We start from the raw sequence: 15,384 nt of genomic DNA, 5'->3' as shown, positions 1-15,384 counted from the left end.
TCACGATGCTGATCTGGATGCGCGCCGAGCCGCGAGACAACGAAGCCCGCGCGCCGATGACGCCCAAGGGGGCAAAAGCACTGATCGACAAAGGTTGGCGGGTGGTGGTCGAGGACGGACCTGAACGGTGCATTCCAGCAGAAGACTACCGCGACATGGGCTGTGAAATTGCCCCGCCGGGCGCATGGATCAACGCGCCCGAAGACGCCGTGATTTTAGGCCTGAAGGAACTGCCGGACGATGGCGCGCCACTTGCGCACCGTCACATCATGTTCGGCCACGCCTACAAGGGCCAATCCGACGGGCGCGCGTTGTTGGACCGGTTCAAAAACGGCGGCGGCACCCTGTTGGATTTGGAGTATCTGGTGAACGGGCACGGCAAACGTGTCGCGGCGTTCGGATATTGGGCGGGGTACGCGGGGGCTGCGTTGTCGGTCATGGCATGGGGCGCACAACAAGCCGGTAAGACGATGAACCGAGTTGAGGCCTTCGCCTCCGCCAAAGAGATGGTGACGGACGTTAAGGCGTCCTTCACAGGTGCGCCGAGTGCGATCATCATCGGTGCGAAGGGCCGTGTGGGCAGCGGTGCGGCAGACCTGTGCAAGGCGGTGGGGATCAAGCCCACGTTATGGGACATGGCAGAGACCGCACACGGCGGCCCATTCCCTGAGGTGTTGGACCATGATATCTTCCTCAACTGCATCTTGGCCCAGCCGGATGTGCCGGTTTTTGTGGGCGAAGACGTGGGTGAGGCGGACAGGACCTTGTCCGTGATCGGGGATATCGCCTGCGATCCCACCAGCGATTTTAATCCCGTAAAGGTCTATGACCGCGCCACCACGTGGGCAGAGCCTACGTTGCGCGCCCACAGCCGCCCCCCACTCGATGTGATGGCGATAGATAACTTGCCGTCCTTGATGCCCGTGGAAAGCACGGAGGATTTCGCCGCACAGCTGTTGCCTTATCTGCTGGACCTGCAGGCCGACAAAAAAGGCGTCTGGGCCCGCGCTGAAGCGACATTCAAGACCCACGTCTGACGCCCACTGATCCGGAGCCCAAAGGCTCCGACCCAGCCGGCTCGGGTCGCGGCGGGGCCGCGGGTCGTGGCGCGTTACTTGCCGAAAATCCGATAGTAGGCCCAATCTGGCAGGAATTGCGACAGACGGAACACCCATGAGAACACCATGGGAAAGCTTTTCTTGAAGGTGTCGCTGGTCATGTGATCTAGCATCGCCTGCGCGGCCTCATCCGGTTGCATCAAGAAGGGCATGTTGAAGTCATTCTTGTCGGTCAGGCGGGTTTTGATGAAGCCGGGGTTGGCGACCTGCACATCCACGCCTGTCTTGCGCAGGTCGGCATACATACATTCGGCCAGCGACATGGTGGCAGCCTTGGACGCGGTGTAGCCAATGGACCCCGGCAGCCCCCGAAACCCTGTGAGGGATGAGGTGATGACGATGTGCCCCTCATCACGGTCCACCATGGCAGGGACCACCTGTCCCAAGACCCGCACAAAGCCCGTGAAATTGATGTCGACCATCGCGGTGGCTTTGTCCGCATCCCATTCGTCCGCACCAAAGGGCCAGTAAACGCCCGCCAACAGGATCAGCCCGTCAACTTCACCTACGGCTTCAGCTGCGGCTTTGACGCTGTCGTCATCGCTGATGTCGATGGTCTGGTAGGAGGCCTTGCCGGGCATGTCATTCACGGCTTCTTTCAACGTATCCTCAGACCTGGCGGACAGGATCACATGAGCGCCCTGTGCGCTGAGCTTTCTGGCCAAAGCTTTCCCCAGACCTTCGCTGGCTCCCACCAGCCAATAGCGTTTTCCAGCGAAGCTGCGCATCATCACTCTCCCGGTTGCAGGTTGGCCGCGTGTTTGGGCCGCATGGTCGCGACCAATTCCGCGACCTTGATCCCAAACTTCCGAAACTGCGATCGGTTCATCACATTTCCATTTGGCGTCATATACATCCAATCGGTGGTGTTCAGAACATGGCCGCCTGCCTCATCGGTCAGCTTGATGTTGTAGTTCAGTTGCACAGCCGACCCGCGTTGCGTGCCGGTGCCTGCGCCGACCAAATCCGGTGCTTCTGCCTTGATCGACCCGTCATTGCCCAGCGTGAACGTCCACTGCCGGTGCTGAACATTGCCACTGTCGTAGCGGAATTCTTCTTTGACGGTGCCAACGTTGCCGTCCCATGAGGCTACGAAGTCCGCCTCAAACCGCGAAGTCACACGGCCCGTGGGGCCATAGATCACGCCTTCGCATTCGATGGGGCCGTTAAAGACCTCCCGCATATTGAACAGCGGGCCGTCGGTATAATCGTCAGGTGTTTGCGCCATGAAGGACGCAAGGCGGCCCTTCAGCAACATGAGGGCCACCACCGCAAGGGCGCCCAATAAGAACAGGATCGTGGACGTCATTTTTCAGTCCTCCAGTTTCGTGGCCAGCAACAATGCTATAGCCACACATTTCAAAACGGACGGCACGAGCGCATAAAGCACCGTCAACATGGTCAACGCCTCTGCCGGATTTTGTGTTCCGGCCTCAAAACCGGCCCCTTCCAGCAAGGGCAAAAGAAGTACCGCCGCGAAGGCGAGTGTGAATTTCGACACCAACGACCACAGACCGAACCCTTGGCCACCGTTGGGGGCTATATGAGACATACGTTTGGCGAAGAGAGCTGGGAGCAAAGTTAAATCGGCACCGATTGTCGCACCCGACAAAACGCAGATCACCGCAAAGGGGATCGTGTCCCCTGCCCCCAGTGTCAGCGTCCAACCGAAGGCCGCAATCGCCAGCACCATGGCGGCCAGCAGCACGGGTTTTTCCCCGAACCGGCGGGCCAGAGCGGACCACAGCGGCGCGGACAAGGCGGCGGCCATAAAAAACAGGACCAGCAGCGGTCCTTCCCATCCGGGCGCGTCCAGACGGCTTTCGACGTAGAACAAGAACAGGGTTGAGGACACGGCCAACGGCGTCGCATTGACCAGCGCCAACACCAGCAGTTTGCGCGCCAGTGGATCGGCCAGAATTTCACGCACCGGCGTGGGTGCCTGCGTGGTGGAGGCCGGCGTCCATTCGCGCCACATAAACAGCGCCGCCACAGCGGTGGCCGCGGCAAAACCCCATGCGAAGGTGGCAAAGGGATCAGTTGTGACGTCCATCAGCAACGTCGGGGCCACGGCAGCCAGACAGACGCCCAACAACGCCCCGGATTCGCGCCATGCGGCCAGCCGCGTGTGGCCGTTGTCCATCCCCTGCACCTTGGCGATGCCTTGGGCGTAAAAGTTGATGGTGAGGAAACTGAACGCCGAAAACAGCCCCGTGATCGTCAGGCCGAACCACCAGACCGGATCAATCGGCGGGGCCACGGCAAAAAGGCCGATCATGGACAGGGCCAGCAACGCCGCCCCTGCGGCCACGGCCCATGCTTTGCCCCCGCGCAGACGTTCTGCGATCCAGCCCAGCACGGGGTCCTGCACCACATCAAACAACCGCAACCCGAACAGTACCGCGCCCAAGGCCGTCAGGCTGACGCCATAGGTGTCGGCGTAGTATTTGGGCGCATAGATATAGATCGGCAGCCCCGCACCGGACAGCACGGCGGCGAACCCGGTGTAGGCGGGAAACCGATGGGCCAGCGCTTTCATCGCGACACCTCATCCGTGGGGGGCTCGGGTCGGGGGCGATAGGCCACGCCTTTCCACCACAGTTTTACTGCCTGCCAGTGGATGAGCGCGAGCACGCGGCGTGACCCAAGCGGGCGGCGCAACATCGCCTTGAGGATGCCTGCGTTCGTGAGCGGTTTGCGTGGACCGGTCAGCGTGGCGATCAGGCCCGCGCCATCCTCCGAGAAATCAATCCAGATGCCGATGTGGTCTGGCTGGATGTCGAACCGGAAGGTGTAGCCACCCGCGATGTCCTGAAACGGCGAGACGTGGAAAATCTTTTGCGCGGTGATGGTCTGCGCCTTTGTGATGGGGGCCAGATCATCGTGGTGACATAGATAGGAATGGCGGTCGCCAAAGGTGTTCGACACCTCGGCGATGACCACACGCAGCATGCCGCTCGTGTCATGGCACAGCCAGAAGGACACAGGGTTGAAGACATGGCCCAACACGCGGGGCTGCGCCAAAAGGTCAATCCGGCCGGTGACGTCTAGGCCGTGGGCGGCCAGCACATCGCGCACCCAAACGGCCCCTTGGCCGTCTTTAGGCGCGCCGCCGTGGTCGACATCGTGAAGCGACATCGGTGCCCGGCCGTTCCGCGCGAAAAGCGCGGGGTGGTCGGGCGCACCTTCGGCGTCCAGCAGCACATAATCGATGGAATAGCGGAAGGCGTTCTTCGTGGCCCCCCGCCGTCCGTGATAGGTTTCACCGGCGATATGATCGACGGTGGCCATTTACTCGGCGGCCAAGGCCATGGCGCGGCGGCTGCGGATCGCGGCGACAACATCCATTGCCGATCCGATCCCATCTTCGTGGAACCCGTTTTTCATCCATGCACCACAAAACCATGTGTTGTTGGTCCCGTTCATGGCGGCAGCCTGACCTTGGGCGGCCAGCGCCTCAAGATCATAGACCGGATGACGCAGGGTGACTTCGTCCCAGATCAGATCGGGATCAATGTGGCGGGTGGTGTTGAGGGTCACGAAAAGCTCATCCTGCGTCAACCACGGCTGCAGGCTGTTCATCCAATAGGTCAGGTCGATCCGGTCAGACCGTTTGTCTGCATCCTCAGAATAAATCCACGACGCCCAGACCGACCGACGTTTGGGCATGATGCTGGCGTCGGAATGCAGGACGATCCGGTTGGGCTGGTATTTGACCGCGCCAAGGACCTTTGTTTCGCGGTCTGACGGATCAGACAGCAACGACAGGCTGTCATCGGAATGGGTGGCAAAGATGACCTCATCAAAGGCCTCCCACTCGGAACCGGGCGCTTTGATGGTGACACCTTCGGCGGTGCGGCGCACGCCCTCAACCGGGGTGCCAAGGCGCATGACGACGCCGCGTTCGGCCATGGACAGCCCCAGACGCGACACATATTCCTGCGACCCGCCTTGCACGGTGTACCACTGATGCTGGCCCGTCACGCCCAAAAGCGCGTGGTTTTCAAAGAAGGTCATCATCGCATGGGCAGGGAAATCCATAATCTTTTCGGTCGGTGTGGACCAGATCGCACCGCTGAGGGGCAGCAGATAGTAATCCCGAAAATACGACCCCGCGCCGAGTTTTTCGATCAACCCACCCACGGTCAGCCCGTCTTCTTTGGACAGCCGCAGACCGTTTTTATTGAAGTTCAGAACGTCCCGCCACATGCGCAGGAACTTGGGGTTCAGCGCGTTCTTCGGCTGTGCGAAAAGTGCGCGCAAAGATGTCAGCGCATATTCGAACTGGCCACCATTGATCGACGCGCCAAAGGACATGTTGGAGGGCGTGACCGGCACATCCAATTCTTCAAACAAAGCCACAAGATGGGGGTAGTTGGCGTAGTTGAAGACGATGAACCCCGTATCAACGGCCTGATCGCCATTGCGTCCACCCATGCGGGTGCGGGCGTGGCCTCCAAGGCGCTGTTCAGCCTCAAACAGGACGACGCGGTGGTCTTTGGCCAATTCGTGGGCGGCGGCCATTCCTGATATTCCCGCACCGATTACCGCGATGCGCTTTGGCGCCTCGGTCGTTTGTTCTTTTGGCATTACACCCCAACCCTTCAACTGTCATCTTTAGCTTACACATTGCCTTGAAAGCTGTCTTATATTCTTTACGGTTGGGGCCAAGTATTGGTTTCCTTTCAATGCAATAAAATTCCCGACACTGCGGGTTCATAATTATGAACGGCGCGGTGATCCAATTTTGGCTGTTGGTCGTATCCTTCATATGTTGACCAAAACATCGACCTTGGCCGAAACAGAGCCCCAAGCCGCAAGCGCGGGGCAAATGGCGACGAAACTATTGAAAGACGGTGTCCAAGCGGTGGGTGTCGTCAAAGGGGTGGACGTGGCGGCAACGCAAAAACCAGATCGGATGGCGTGGGTTGAGGAACTTTTCGCCGTACGGGATGCCAAAGATCAGAAGGCTTTCGCTGCGATCTTTGGGCACTTCGCCCCACGGGTGAAGGCGTTTTTGATGAAGTCGGGAGCCAGCCCGGATCTGGCCGAAGAAGTTACACAGGAGGTCATGGCGACCTTGTGGCGTAAGGCGCATATGTTTGATCCCGCGAAGGCCTCCGTGTCGACGTGGATTTTCACAATCGCCCGAAACCGCCGGATTGATATTCTGCGCAAACAGCGCAGACCGGAACCGGAAGATTTACCATGGGGTCCTGAGGCGGAGCCCGACCAAGAAGATGTGCTGGCTCTCCAGCAGGAGAGTAAACAGCTTGCAGTGGCGTTAGCCGCGCTGCCTGACAAGCAAAAGGATTTGATCGTTCGCGCCTATTATGGGGACCTCACCCATAGTGAAATCGCAGAGCAGACGGGACTTCCTTTGGGAACAATTAAGTCGAGGATTCGACTGGCGCTGGAACGTTTGCGCCATCAGATGAAGTGAAAAGAACAGATGACACAGATTAATCACCACCTCACCGATGCCCTGTTGATGGGCTATTCAGCGGGCACCCTGCCCGAGGGGTTCAACCTTGTCGTGGCCACCCACATTTCCATGTGTGACGAATGCCGCGCACGGATGTATGAATTCGACACCGTGGGCGGCGCCGTCATGGATGCCGAAGCCCCCGCCAATGTGTCCGACGAAAGCTTTGCCGCCACGCTTGAGATGATTGCCGCAGATGATGTGGTGCGCCATGAAGCGGCCCCCGCCCAGCCTGCGCGAGCCGGACTGTTTCCGAGCCCGCTGCAAGACTACGTCGGCGGCGATCTGGATGCGGTGAAATGGCGCAAAGTCGGCGGGGGCGTCCGTCAGGCCCTGCTCAAGACAGACAAATCCGCAAGCGTGCGTTTGCTGCACATCCCGGCGGGCACTGCAGTCCCCGACCACGGGCACCGCGGAACAGAACTGACCTTGGTGCTGCAAGGCGCTTTCAAGGATGAGGCCGACCGTTTTGGCGCGGGCGACATCGAAGTCGCCACCGAGGATTTGGATCACCAGCCTGTGGCGGAAGAAGGCGTCGATTGCATCTGCTTGGCCGCCACTGACGCACCGCTGCGGTTCAACAGCTGGATCCCACGGATCGCCCAGCCCTTCCTGCGCATTTGACACCGGCCAAACCACAAAAAAGGGGCGTCCTCACAAAAGATGAGGACGCCCCTTTTTGTTTGAGCAGTTCGAACCCGATCAGGACGGCAAAGACACCCAGCGCATGCCGTTCGTTTCACCGGTTTCGACGTTGGTCTGCTGCCCAATCCCGGACGGCACGCCCGCCGGGTCCAGTTGCAGGATCACCTGCACCGTTTCGTTGCCATACCGCACAGCACCGGTGTCGGTCACTTCCAGTGGAAAAACCGCACCGTTCGATTGACGCACACAGGTGCGGGCCACCAATTCGTTTTCACAGGCTGTCAGAACGGCCTGTTCCGGCGGATCCGTCAGAACGCCTTGGTAAAAGAACGTCAAAGTGTTGCCCGGCGCGAAGGGGCCGTTTTCGCCCCCCGGAAGGGGCGCCATGCAGGCCGCTGTCAGTCCAAGTCCGGCCAACAGCGCCGTACGCTTAATTCCACGCAAGATCACGATATACTCCTCGCCAATTCAGATACCCGTCGCCACCGGGCGACAAAAGAAACGTGCGATGGGGATAGGCCCCGGTCACGACAAAATAATCTGCGGTCCGTTCCACATGGCCGCGTTGGCCGTTGGCACCGCAGATGTGATCCCCGCCACACGGGCGCAGCGCATAGGTGTGCATATCCCCGTGTTCATTGGCGATGATGTAGACGGTCCCACCGTCAAACGGCAGATCACGGTTCGCGACATCCCACGCGCGCCGCGTCTCATCCGTAAGGGCGTTGAACCGCAAATCCTCGGCCCCATGGTTCAAATCCGCAACGGAACACGCGCCCAAAGCGATCAAAGCCGTCAAAGATGCAAGAATCCGCATGTCAGTTCCCCAGCAATTTGCGCCACGCTAACGGGCGGGGGGCGGTGCCTCAATAGTGCAAATGGGCAAAGCCGGTCAGGTGCGTCCGAAAAGCCGCTCAATATCGCTGAGTTTCAGTTCAACATAGGTGGGCCGCCCGTGGTTGCATTGGCCGGACCGAGGGGTCTGTTCCATGTCGCGCAGCAGGGCGTTCATTTCCTCCCCACGCATGTGACGGCCCGTGCGGATGGACCCGTGACAGGCGACGCGGCTGAGGATCGCCTCAAGCTTTTCTTGCACCAAACTGCTGGAACCCTGATCGCTTAGCTCATCCACGATATCGCGCAACATGGCTTCGGCGTTGACCTCCCCCAAAATCGCGGGGGTTTCGCGCACGGCGATGGCCCCACCGCCGAACGGTTCGATGGTCAGGCCAAAGCGCGACAAGTCATCGGCCACAGCCAGCAGTTGTGCGGTATCCCCGTCAGACATTTCGATAATCTCGGGGATCAGAAGGGCCTGCGCCGCAACACCATTTTCCGCCATCTGAGTTTTGAGCTTTTCGTAGACCAGCCGTTCGTGGGCCGCGTGACCATCGACAATGACAATGCCGGTTTCGGTTTGCGCAATGATGTAGTTTTCATGGACCTGCGCACGGGCGGCCCCAAGCGGACGGTCCTGATGGTCGGCCTGTTCGGGCGTCTGGACAGGGCTTTCGACACGCCCCGAATACTCCGGCGCCATTTCGGCAAAGCCGGTGGAGGGGGCTTGATAGGCCGGCCCGCTGGACGGCGTGGGCCGGTCCATCTGGTAAATCCGCGCGCCCTGGGGTTCGGGCTGCATCGCGCCCAGCGTGGCGGAGGCGACGGTGGTCGAGGCACGGTGCCCCGCCTCCGCCAGCGCATGGCGCAAGCCGCTGACGATCAGGCCGCGCACTGTGCCGGGGTCGCGAAAGCGGACCTCGGATTTGGCGGGGTGGACATTGACGTCCACGCGGGTCGGATCAAGGTCGATGAACAGGCAAGCCGCCGGGTGGCGATCGCGGCTGAGGGTGTCCATATAGGCCCCGCGCAACGCACCGATCAGCACCTTGTCGCGCACGGGCCGTCCGTTGACATAGAGAAACTGCTGCACGGCAGACCCGCGTGAATAGGTGGGCAGCGCGGCGTAACCCGTCAGATGCACGCCTTCGCGTTCCGCATCAATCGCCAGCGCGTTTTCGGCAAAATCGCGGCCCAGCACAGACCGCAGCCGCGCGTGCAGCGCATCAAACATATCGCCCGTTTCCGCGTCGGCGCGGAAGGTCACGCGGGAATTTCCACCGGACACATCGGTCAGGATGAAGGTCACGAAAGGTTCGGCCATGGCCAGCCGTTTGATCACATCGCTGATCGCCTGCATCTCTGCGCGGTCAGTGCGCAGAAATTTCAGCCGCGCTGGTGTCGCATAGAACAGATCACGCAATTCGACGACGGTCCCTGCGGTCAGGGCGGAGGGGCGGACGGCGTCATGTGCACCGCCGGCGACGGTGACTTCTGCGCCGTCCCCGCTGGCGGTGCGGCTGCGGATCGTAAGGCGGCCAACGGCCCCTAGGGACGGCAACGCCTCCCCCCGGAAGCCGAAGCTGTGGATGTTGAGAAGGTCAGTGCCGTCGATTTTGGATGTGGCGTGGCGTGACAGCGCCAGCGGCAGATCATCTGCCGTCATGCCGACGCCGTTGTCCGTAACACGGATAAGGGTTTTGCCGCCGTCCGCGATGGAAATTTCGATGCGGGATGCTTTGGCGTCCAACGCGTTTTCCACCAGCTCCTTGACGGCTGAGGCGGGGCGTTCCACGACCTCACCTGCCGCAATCCGGTTGATTGCAGCATCGTCGAGTTGACGAATAACAGGACGTGTGTCGCTTATTTTGGGGTCAGTGACAGCCATGACACCAGTGGTAGCATGGCCACAGCCGATTCTGACAGGGTTATTCGGCGGCTTCTAAGCCTTCAGGTTCCCCCACAACCACAAAGTGGAGGCCCTCTGGGTCTAACAGTTCAGCGGCCACGCGGTTGACCTCCTCCAATGTCACGGCTTCGATGAAATCGTTGCGGTTGGCGACATAATCGGGGGTCAGATCGACGCTTTGCATGCCGACCAGAATGCCCGCAATCGCGGCATTCCCGTCAAATCGCAGCGGGTATGCGCCGGTCAGGTAGGTCTGGGCGGCGTCCAACTCTTCCTGCGTGATGCCGTCGCTGGCCATCAACGCCCATTCGTCGCGGATCACGTTGATCGCCTCGGCGATCCGGTCATTGGCCGATGCGACGGAGCCAAGGTACATTTCGGTGAAATCCTTGGGCACAAGGAACGTAGATACCCCGTAAGTCAGCCCCCGCTTTTCGCGTACCTCGCGGTAAAGGCGGCTTTCGACACCGCGCCCCCCGAGGATTTCATTGAGGATAAAGGCCGCGAAGAAATCATCATCGTCCCGTTCTATCCCTGCGTGCCCGAAAAGTGCCACCGACTGCGGCGTGGCGTAGGGGACAACGGTGATGCCCCCGTCCAACCCGAACTCAACAGCGTCCGGCAAGGCCGGACCGTCGGCGGGCAGATCACCGATCAAAGTGTCGATAAGAACGCCCAGGTCTTCGGCTGAAATATCGCCCGCAGCGCCCACATGCACGCGGCCGGTGGTCAGCGCATTGCGATGGGCCGTGACGATGTCATCGCGGGTCAAGGCCGCGACCGAGGCTTCGGTCCCGTTGATCGCGGACCCGTAGGGATGATCCCCGAAGGCCGCCGCGTCAAAGGCTGCGTTGGCGATATCGTTGGGGTTGTTGGCGTCCGACCGGATGCCTGCCAACACCTGTCCGCGCACGCGGTCCACGGCGTCTTGGTCAAACCGGGGATTGATCAAAGCCTCCCGCAGAAGGGCGATCGCTTCATCCCGGTTTTCGGTCAGAAAGACCGCCGAAACCGTGACGGAATCGTCATAGGTGTCAAATTCATAGGACGCGGCCAGCGCTTCACGCTGGGCTTGGAAGGCGCGGGCGTCCAGATCACCGGCGCCTTCTTCAATGAGGCCCATCATCAGGTTCGTGGCCCCGCGTTTGCCGGGCAAATCCAGCGATGCCCCGCCGTCAAAGACCAGTTCGATGGCAGTAAAGGGGATCGAGTTTTCTTCGACCAACCACGCATCAATCCCGCCTGGGGACGTGACCTCTTGAATATCAATTTCGGTCTGGGCGGTGGCCGTGAAGGCCGTGAGGGAGGCCGCGAGGACGGCGAAAAGGCGGATCATTGCAGGATCTCCCGTGTTGGAACGACATAGCCAGTGACGGAGCGGTCGCGGACAAGAACCCGTTGGGCCACGTCCATGATGTCTTCGGCGGTGACGGCCTGAAGAACATCGGGCCATGCCTGCACGTCTTCGACCGTCAGGCCCGAGGTCAGGGCCGCACCGTAGCGCCGCGCCAAGCCATCGACATTATCACGGGCGTAGATTTCGCTGGCTTTCAACTGGTTGCGCACGGCCTCAAGCCGGTCTTGGTCCACGCCGTCCTCCATGAACTGGGCGATGGCCGCGTCCATTGCGGCCTCAGCCTCGGGCAAGGTCACGCCGTCAGCGGGGGCGACAGAGACGCCAAAGAGCGTGTCATCAAGGCTGACACCGGAATAAAACGCACCGGCGTAGATCGCGGTGTTGGTGTCAAACTGCAACGCGATGGGCAGGATTGAGGTGAAGGACGACCCGCCCAACAGCTCCGCCAGATAGGTCAGGGCTGCGGCGTCGGTCTGATCACCGGCATCGCGTTCGGGGGCGATATAGGTGCGGGTCAGATAGGGTTGTGCGACGCGCGGGTCTTCATAGACCAAACGACGTTCGGCAGTCTGCGGGGGTTCTTGGGACCGGACACGTTCGGGCAGGTTGGGTTCTGCAGGGATGGGGCCGTAATACTGCTGGGCGAGGTCGTAGACCTCATCCGGTTCGACATCACCGGCGACAATCAGGATGGTGTTGTTGGGCGAATAATAGAGGTCGTAAAACGACAGGGCGTCCTCCATATCGAGTTCTTCCATCTCATGCATCCAGCCGATGATCGGCACGCCGTAGCGATGGTTGAGGTATTGCGCCGCACGCATTTGTTCACGCGCCAAGGCACCGGGGGAGTTTTCGACCCGCTGGTTGCGTTCTTCGATGATGACACCGCGTTCGGTGATGATGTCTTCCTCTGTCAGCGCCAGATTGTTCATCCGGTCGGCTTCGTATTGCATCATCAGGGGCAGACGGTCGGCGGCGACCCGTTGGAAATAGCCGGTGTAATCATAGCTGGTGAAGGCATTGTCAGACCCGCCATTGGCGGCCACGACGCGCTGGAATTCACCGCTTTCGACCGTATCGGTGGCCTTGAACAACAGGTGTTCAAGGTAGTGGGCCACGCCAGAGGACCCGATGGGTTCATCCGCTGATCCGGCGCGATACCACAGCATGTGCACCACCACGGGGGCGCGGTGGTCTTCGATCACCACGATGTCCATGCCATTATCAAGGCTGTAGGTCGTGACCTCTTCGGCGGCGGTCAGGGTGCCCACAAAACACAGGGCGGCGGCAAGAAGGCGCATTCGGGATACTCCGCTGATGAACGTGATCTAAAGGTACGCCACAGGGACGTATCTTCAAGGTGTCATACGCGGATGTGAGGGCGCGTGACGTTACTCAGGTGGGGCTGTGGGTGTGGCCACGCCTGCGTTGCGGAACCGCTGAAGTTCCGCATAGGCATCTAGCGCCTGACGGGAATAGGCCCCAAAGTACCGGTCGCGACCGCGGAAAAAGCCAAAACGGGACGCACGATTGCGGAAGGCTGCGTCTTCTGCAGCAAGGGTCTGACGGATCGCGGGATCAACACCATTCCGGCGGGCCGCTGCAACGATTGCGCTGTCCGAGGCGGGGATGCCATTGGGGACGAGAGCATTCGGATTGCCCCCCAAAACGGCGACAGCATCGCCGTTGGGATTTGGATCAACGCGGTTGGCACCACCCGGCGTGGGCGCAGGCAACGCGCTGAGGTCCGTTGGCAGCACCAGAGGGTTCACCGGATTGACCTGAAATTCATCGGGGCCACCGCCATTGCTGCGCAAATCGCGCAAGCCGCGATCACCGCCTGCGCAGGCCGACAGGGCCACCGCCATGACAGTAAAAAGCACCGCTTTGTGCATACCGAACACTCCCATTTCTTGCCTTGTCTTACCGCAAAGCTGCGGCGTCGTCACGCCGTCTTCTTTTTGTCGTCCCCGTCGGTAAAAAGGACAAGGCCAATCGCGCCGACAAAAATGGAAATATCGGCGATGTTGAAAGCATAAGGGTTGGTGAAGCCGCAGCACGACATGTTCAAAAAGTCCGCCACAGCGCCATAGATCACGCGGTCAATGACGTTGCCCATCGCGCCGCCCACCAGCAGCCCCGCTGAGAGAAGTGCCCAGCGCCCCATGTCGGCCTTACGCACCCACCACAACACACAAGCCGTGATCGCCAGTGCGACCCCGATCAGCACCCACCGCATGTCGAATTCCGCAAACAGGCCAAAATTCACGCCCTTGTTCCAGGCCATGCGCAGCACCAGAAACGGGGGTGCGACCTCATACGTCTGATTGGGCTGGGTCGGCAGATTGATCTGGTAAAGCACGATGTACTTCGACAGTTGATCAGCCAGAAAAATCCAAAACGCAGTCCAAAGTGTCAGGCGCATGAGCAACCCTTTCGATTAATGGCGGAAGTGGCGCATGCCGGTGAAAACCATGGCCAGGCCCGCCTCATCGGCGGCGGCAATGACCTCATCATCGCGCATAGACCCGCCGGGCTGGATGACGCAGGTGGCACCGGCGGCTGCGGCTTCAAGCAGACCATCGGCAAAGGGGAAGAACGCATCAGAGGCCACGGCGGACCCTTGGGTCAATGGCGCGGGAAGCTCAAGCGCTTCGGCCATCCGTTCGGCTTTCTTGGCCGCAATCAGCGCGCTGTCCACGCGGCTCATCTGACCGGCACCCACACCAACAGTGGCGAGGTCTTTGACGTAGACGATGGTGTTGGATTTGACGTGTTTGGCGACCTTCCAAGCAAACAAAAGATCCTCCATCTGCGCGTCTGTGGGCGCGAGCTTGGTCACGACCTTCAGGTCGTCGCGGGTGATCAGCCCATTGTCTTTGTCCTGCATCAGATACCCGCCGGACACCTGACGGATCGTCTGCGCGGTGGTCATCGGATCGGCCAGCCCGCCGGTTGTGAGCAAACGCAGGTTCTTTTTGCCAGCAAAAATCGCCTTGGCGTCGTCCGTCGCAGAGGGCGCGATGACGACTTCGGTGAAGATGCCGGTCATAACCTCGGCAGTTTCGGCGTCCAGTTCACCGTTCAACGCCACGATCCCGCCAAAGGCCGACGTCTGATCGCATCGGAAAGCTTTGGTATAGGCTTCGGCCATGGTCGCACCACGGGCCACGCCGCAGGGGTTGGCATGTTTGATGATGGCGACAGCGGGGCCTGTGTTCGGGGCGAATTCGCTGACCAGTTCGAAGGCTGCGTCGGTGTCGTTGATGTTGTTGTAGGACAGCTCCTTGCCCTGATGCTGCTGTGCGGTGGCAACGCCGGGGCGGTCGCTGCCATCGGTGTAGAACGCGGCCTGCTGGTGGGGGTTCTCGCCATAGCGCAGCGTCTGGGCGAGGGTCCCCGCCACAGCGCGACGGCGGGGAGCGGCATTGCCGATAGCACCTGCCATCCACGACGACACGGCGGCATCATAGGCGGCCGTGCGCGCATAGGCGGCCTGCGCCAGTGTCTGGCGGAAACCAAATGTTGTCTGGCCATCGTTGGCGTCCAGTTCAGCCAAAAGCGCCTCGTAATCCTCAACATCCACCACAACGTTGACGAAGGCGTGGTTCTTGGCGGCGGCGCGGATCATGGCGGGGCCACCGATGTCGATGTTTTCGATCATCTCATCATAGGCGGCACCACGGGCCAAGGCGGTCTCGAACGGATAGAGGTTCACAACCAACAGGTCGATTGCGCCAATCCCGTGGTCTTCCATCGCGGCCACATGGGCGTCGTTGTCGCGCAGCGCCAACAGGCCACCGTGCACGCCGGGATGCAGGGTCTTGACCCGACCGTCCATCATCTCAGGGAACCCTGTCACATCGGCCACATCGCGGACCGTCAACCCCGCATCGCGCAGCGCCTTGGCGGATCCGCCGGTGGACAGCAATTCGACGCCACGGGCGGCCAATGCTTTGCCCAGATCAATCAATCCGGTCTTGTCGGATACGGACAGCAAGGCGCGGCGGATGGGTTGCAGGTCGGTCATGTG

At 60.7% G+C, this 15,384-nt stretch carries 16 protein-coding genes; 3 read left to right on the top strand and 13 right to left on the bottom strand.

The window, feature by feature from the left end:
- Window positions 1–5: 5 nt before the first annotated feature.
- Window positions 6–1,037 carry a saccharopine dehydrogenase gene (locus ACTG36_RS02675; protein WP_375280650.1) on the top strand — a complete coding sequence of 344 codons (1,032 nt, stop codon included), beginning with the start codon at window positions 6–8 and terminating at the stop codon, window positions 1,035–1,037.
- A 74-nt stretch (window positions 1,038–1,111) separates the two neighbouring features.
- Here the strand turns inward: ACTG36_RS02675 and ACTG36_RS02670 are convergent, their stop codons facing one another.
- The 5 genes from ACTG36_RS02670 to ACTG36_RS02650 are packed head-to-tail and all read right to left on the bottom strand — an operon-like array spanning window position 1,112 to window position 5,708.
- Complete coding sequence (locus tag ACTG36_RS02670; protein ID WP_375280699.1) at window positions 1,112–1,846, bottom strand: SDR family NAD(P)-dependent oxidoreductase; 735 nt, start codon at window positions 1,844–1,846, stop codon at window positions 1,112–1,114.
- Between the two features lie 2 nt (window positions 1,847–1,848).
- Entirely contained in the window at window positions 1,849–2,427 is a 579-nt protein-coding gene (locus ACTG36_RS02665; protein ID WP_296418898.1) for a DUF3833 family protein, read from the bottom strand.
- 3 nt (window positions 2,428–2,430) lie between these two features.
- On the bottom strand, window positions 2,431–3,657 hold the full coding sequence (locus tag ACTG36_RS02660) for an MFS transporter (RefSeq protein WP_375280651.1): 1,227 nt from the start codon (window positions 3,655–3,657) through the stop codon (window positions 2,431–2,433).
- Window positions 3,654–4,409: a DUF1365 domain-containing protein gene (locus ACTG36_RS02655; RefSeq protein ID WP_375280652.1), complete on the bottom strand. Its 756-nt coding sequence runs from the start codon at window positions 4,407–4,409 to the stop codon at window positions 3,654–3,656. Before ACTG36_RS02655 ends, ACTG36_RS02660 begins: the two co-directional genes overlap by 4 nt.
- The gene (locus tag ACTG36_RS02650) at window positions 4,410–5,708 is read right to left on the bottom strand and encodes an NAD(P)/FAD-dependent oxidoreductase (RefSeq protein ID WP_375280653.1); all 1,299 of its coding nucleotides are present in this window, start codon (window positions 5,706–5,708) and stop codon (window positions 4,410–4,412) included.
- 328 nt (window positions 5,709–6,036) lie between these two features.
- Between ACTG36_RS02650 and ACTG36_RS02645 the strand changes: the two genes are divergently transcribed.
- Together ACTG36_RS02645 and ACTG36_RS02640 are read left to right on the top strand one after the other, a co-directional pair.
- Window positions 6,037–6,561 (top strand): sigma-70 family RNA polymerase sigma factor, encoded by a 525-nt coding sequence (locus ACTG36_RS02645; protein WP_375280700.1) that lies wholly within the window; start codon window positions 6,037–6,039, stop codon window positions 6,559–6,561.
- A gap of 9 nt (window positions 6,562–6,570) precedes the next feature.
- Window positions 6,571–7,227 carry a ChrR family anti-sigma-E factor gene (locus ACTG36_RS02640; RefSeq protein ID WP_375280654.1) on the top strand — a complete coding sequence of 219 codons (657 nt, stop codon included), beginning with the start codon at window positions 6,571–6,573 and terminating at the stop codon, window positions 7,225–7,227.
- 78 nt (window positions 7,228–7,305) lie between these two features.
- On the opposite strand, the gene ACTG36_RS02635 is transcribed toward ACTG36_RS02640, so the two are convergent.
- The 8 genes from ACTG36_RS02635 to purH form a co-directional block, all read right to left on the bottom strand.
- Entirely contained in the window at window positions 7,306–7,698 is a 393-nt protein-coding gene (locus tag ACTG36_RS02635) for a hypothetical protein (protein WP_375280655.1), read from the bottom strand.
- A complete protein-coding gene (locus tag ACTG36_RS02630; RefSeq protein WP_439141363.1) occupies window positions 7,679–8,065 on the bottom strand; it encodes a hypothetical protein in 387 nt (128 codons plus the stop codon). Before ACTG36_RS02630 ends, ACTG36_RS02635 begins: the two co-directional genes overlap by 20 nt.
- A gap of 75 nt (window positions 8,066–8,140) precedes the next feature.
- The gene (gene mutL / locus ACTG36_RS02625) at window positions 8,141–9,973 is read right to left on the bottom strand and encodes a DNA mismatch repair endonuclease MutL (protein ID WP_375280657.1); all 1,833 of its coding nucleotides are present in this window, start codon (window positions 9,971–9,973) and stop codon (window positions 8,141–8,143) included.
- 40 nt (window positions 9,974–10,013) lie between these two features.
- Window positions 10,014–11,330, bottom strand: coding sequence for a M16 family metallopeptidase (locus ACTG36_RS02620; protein ID WP_439141361.1), 1,317 nt, complete (start codon window positions 11,328–11,330; stop codon window positions 10,014–10,016).
- The gene (locus ACTG36_RS02615; RefSeq protein ID WP_375280659.1) at window positions 11,327–12,652 is read right to left on the bottom strand and encodes a M16 family metallopeptidase; all 1,326 of its coding nucleotides are present in this window, start codon (window positions 12,650–12,652) and stop codon (window positions 11,327–11,329) included. Before ACTG36_RS02615 ends, ACTG36_RS02620 begins: the two co-directional genes overlap by 4 nt.
- Window positions 12,653–12,742: 90 nt before the next feature.
- Window positions 12,743–13,246, bottom strand: a complete 504-nt coding sequence (locus tag ACTG36_RS02610) for a DUF3035 domain-containing protein (RefSeq protein ID WP_375280660.1) — start codon at window positions 13,244–13,246, stop codon at window positions 12,743–12,745.
- A gap of 50 nt (window positions 13,247–13,296) precedes the next feature.
- Window positions 13,297–13,776 carry a signal peptidase II gene (gene lspA / locus ACTG36_RS02605; protein WP_375280661.1) on the bottom strand — a complete coding sequence of 160 codons (480 nt, stop codon included), beginning with the start codon at window positions 13,774–13,776 and terminating at the stop codon, window positions 13,297–13,299.
- 15 nt (window positions 13,777–13,791) lie between these two features.
- Window positions 13,792–15,381 carry a bifunctional phosphoribosylaminoimidazolecarboxamide formyltransferase/IMP cyclohydrolase gene (gene purH / locus ACTG36_RS02600; protein WP_439141358.1) on the bottom strand — a complete coding sequence of 530 codons (1,590 nt, stop codon included), beginning with the start codon at window positions 15,379–15,381 and terminating at the stop codon, window positions 13,792–13,794.
- Window positions 15,382–15,384 lie beyond the last annotated feature (3 nt).

Origin of the sequence: Pseudooctadecabacter sp. (genome assembly GCF_965657175.1) — a bacterium.
Classification (GTDB): domain Bacteria; phylum Pseudomonadota; class Alphaproteobacteria; order Rhodobacterales; family Rhodobacteraceae; genus Octadecabacter.
The sequence above is the reverse complement of the archived record's forward strand: the minus strand, read 5'-3'. Positions and strand labels throughout refer to the sequence as shown.

Bases quoted from the DNA above. Each gene is read 5' to 3' on its own strand.
- ACTG36_RS02670 (WP_375280699.1), bottom strand. From the start codon at position 1,846: ATGCGCAGCTTCGCTGGAAAACGCTATTGGCTGGTGGGAGCCAGCGAA.
- ACTG36_RS02655 (WP_375280652.1), bottom strand. From the start codon at position 4,409: ATGGCCACCGTCGATCATATCGCCGGTGAAACCTATCACGGACGGCGG.
- mutL (WP_375280657.1), bottom strand. From the start codon at position 9,973: ATGGCTGTCACTGACCCCAAAATAAGCGACACACGTCCTGTTATTCGT.
- ACTG36_RS02665 (WP_296418898.1), bottom strand. From the start codon at position 2,427: ATGACGTCCACGATCCTGTTCTTATTGGGCGCCCTTGCGGTGGTGGCC.
- ACTG36_RS02675 (WP_375280650.1), top strand. From the start codon at position 6: ATGCTGATCTGGATGCGCGCCGAGCCGCGAGACAACGAAGCCCGCGCG.
- ACTG36_RS02640 (WP_375280654.1), top strand. From the start codon at position 6,571: ATGACACAGATTAATCACCACCTCACCGATGCCCTGTTGATGGGCTAT.
- ACTG36_RS02620 (WP_439141361.1), bottom strand. From the start codon at position 11,330: ATGATCCGCCTTTTCGCCGTCCTCGCGGCCTCCCTCACGGCCTTCACG.
- ACTG36_RS02615 (WP_375280659.1), bottom strand. From the start codon at position 12,652: ATGCGCCTTCTTGCCGCCGCCCTGTGTTTTGTGGGCACCCTGACCGCC.
- purH (WP_439141358.1), bottom strand. From the start codon at position 15,381: ATGACCGACCTGCAACCCATCCGCCGCGCCTTGCTGTCCGTATCCGAC.
- ACTG36_RS02645 (WP_375280700.1), top strand. From the start codon at position 6,037: ATGGCGTGGGTTGAGGAACTTTTCGCCGTACGGGATGCCAAAGATCAG.
- lspA (WP_375280661.1), bottom strand. From the start codon at position 13,776: ATGCGCCTGACACTTTGGACTGCGTTTTGGATTTTTCTGGCTGATCAA.
- ACTG36_RS02650 (WP_375280653.1), bottom strand. From the start codon at position 5,708: ATGCCAAAAGAACAAACGACCGAGGCGCCAAAGCGCATCGCGGTAATC.
- ACTG36_RS02630 (WP_439141363.1), bottom strand. From the start codon at position 8,065: ATGCGGATTCTTGCATCTTTGACGGCTTTGATCGCTTTGGGCGCGTGT.
- ACTG36_RS02660 (WP_375280651.1), bottom strand. From the start codon at position 3,657: ATGAAAGCGCTGGCCCATCGGTTTCCCGCCTACACCGGGTTCGCCGCC.
- ACTG36_RS02610 (WP_375280660.1), bottom strand. From the start codon at position 13,246: ATGCACAAAGCGGTGCTTTTTACTGTCATGGCGGTGGCCCTGTCGGCC.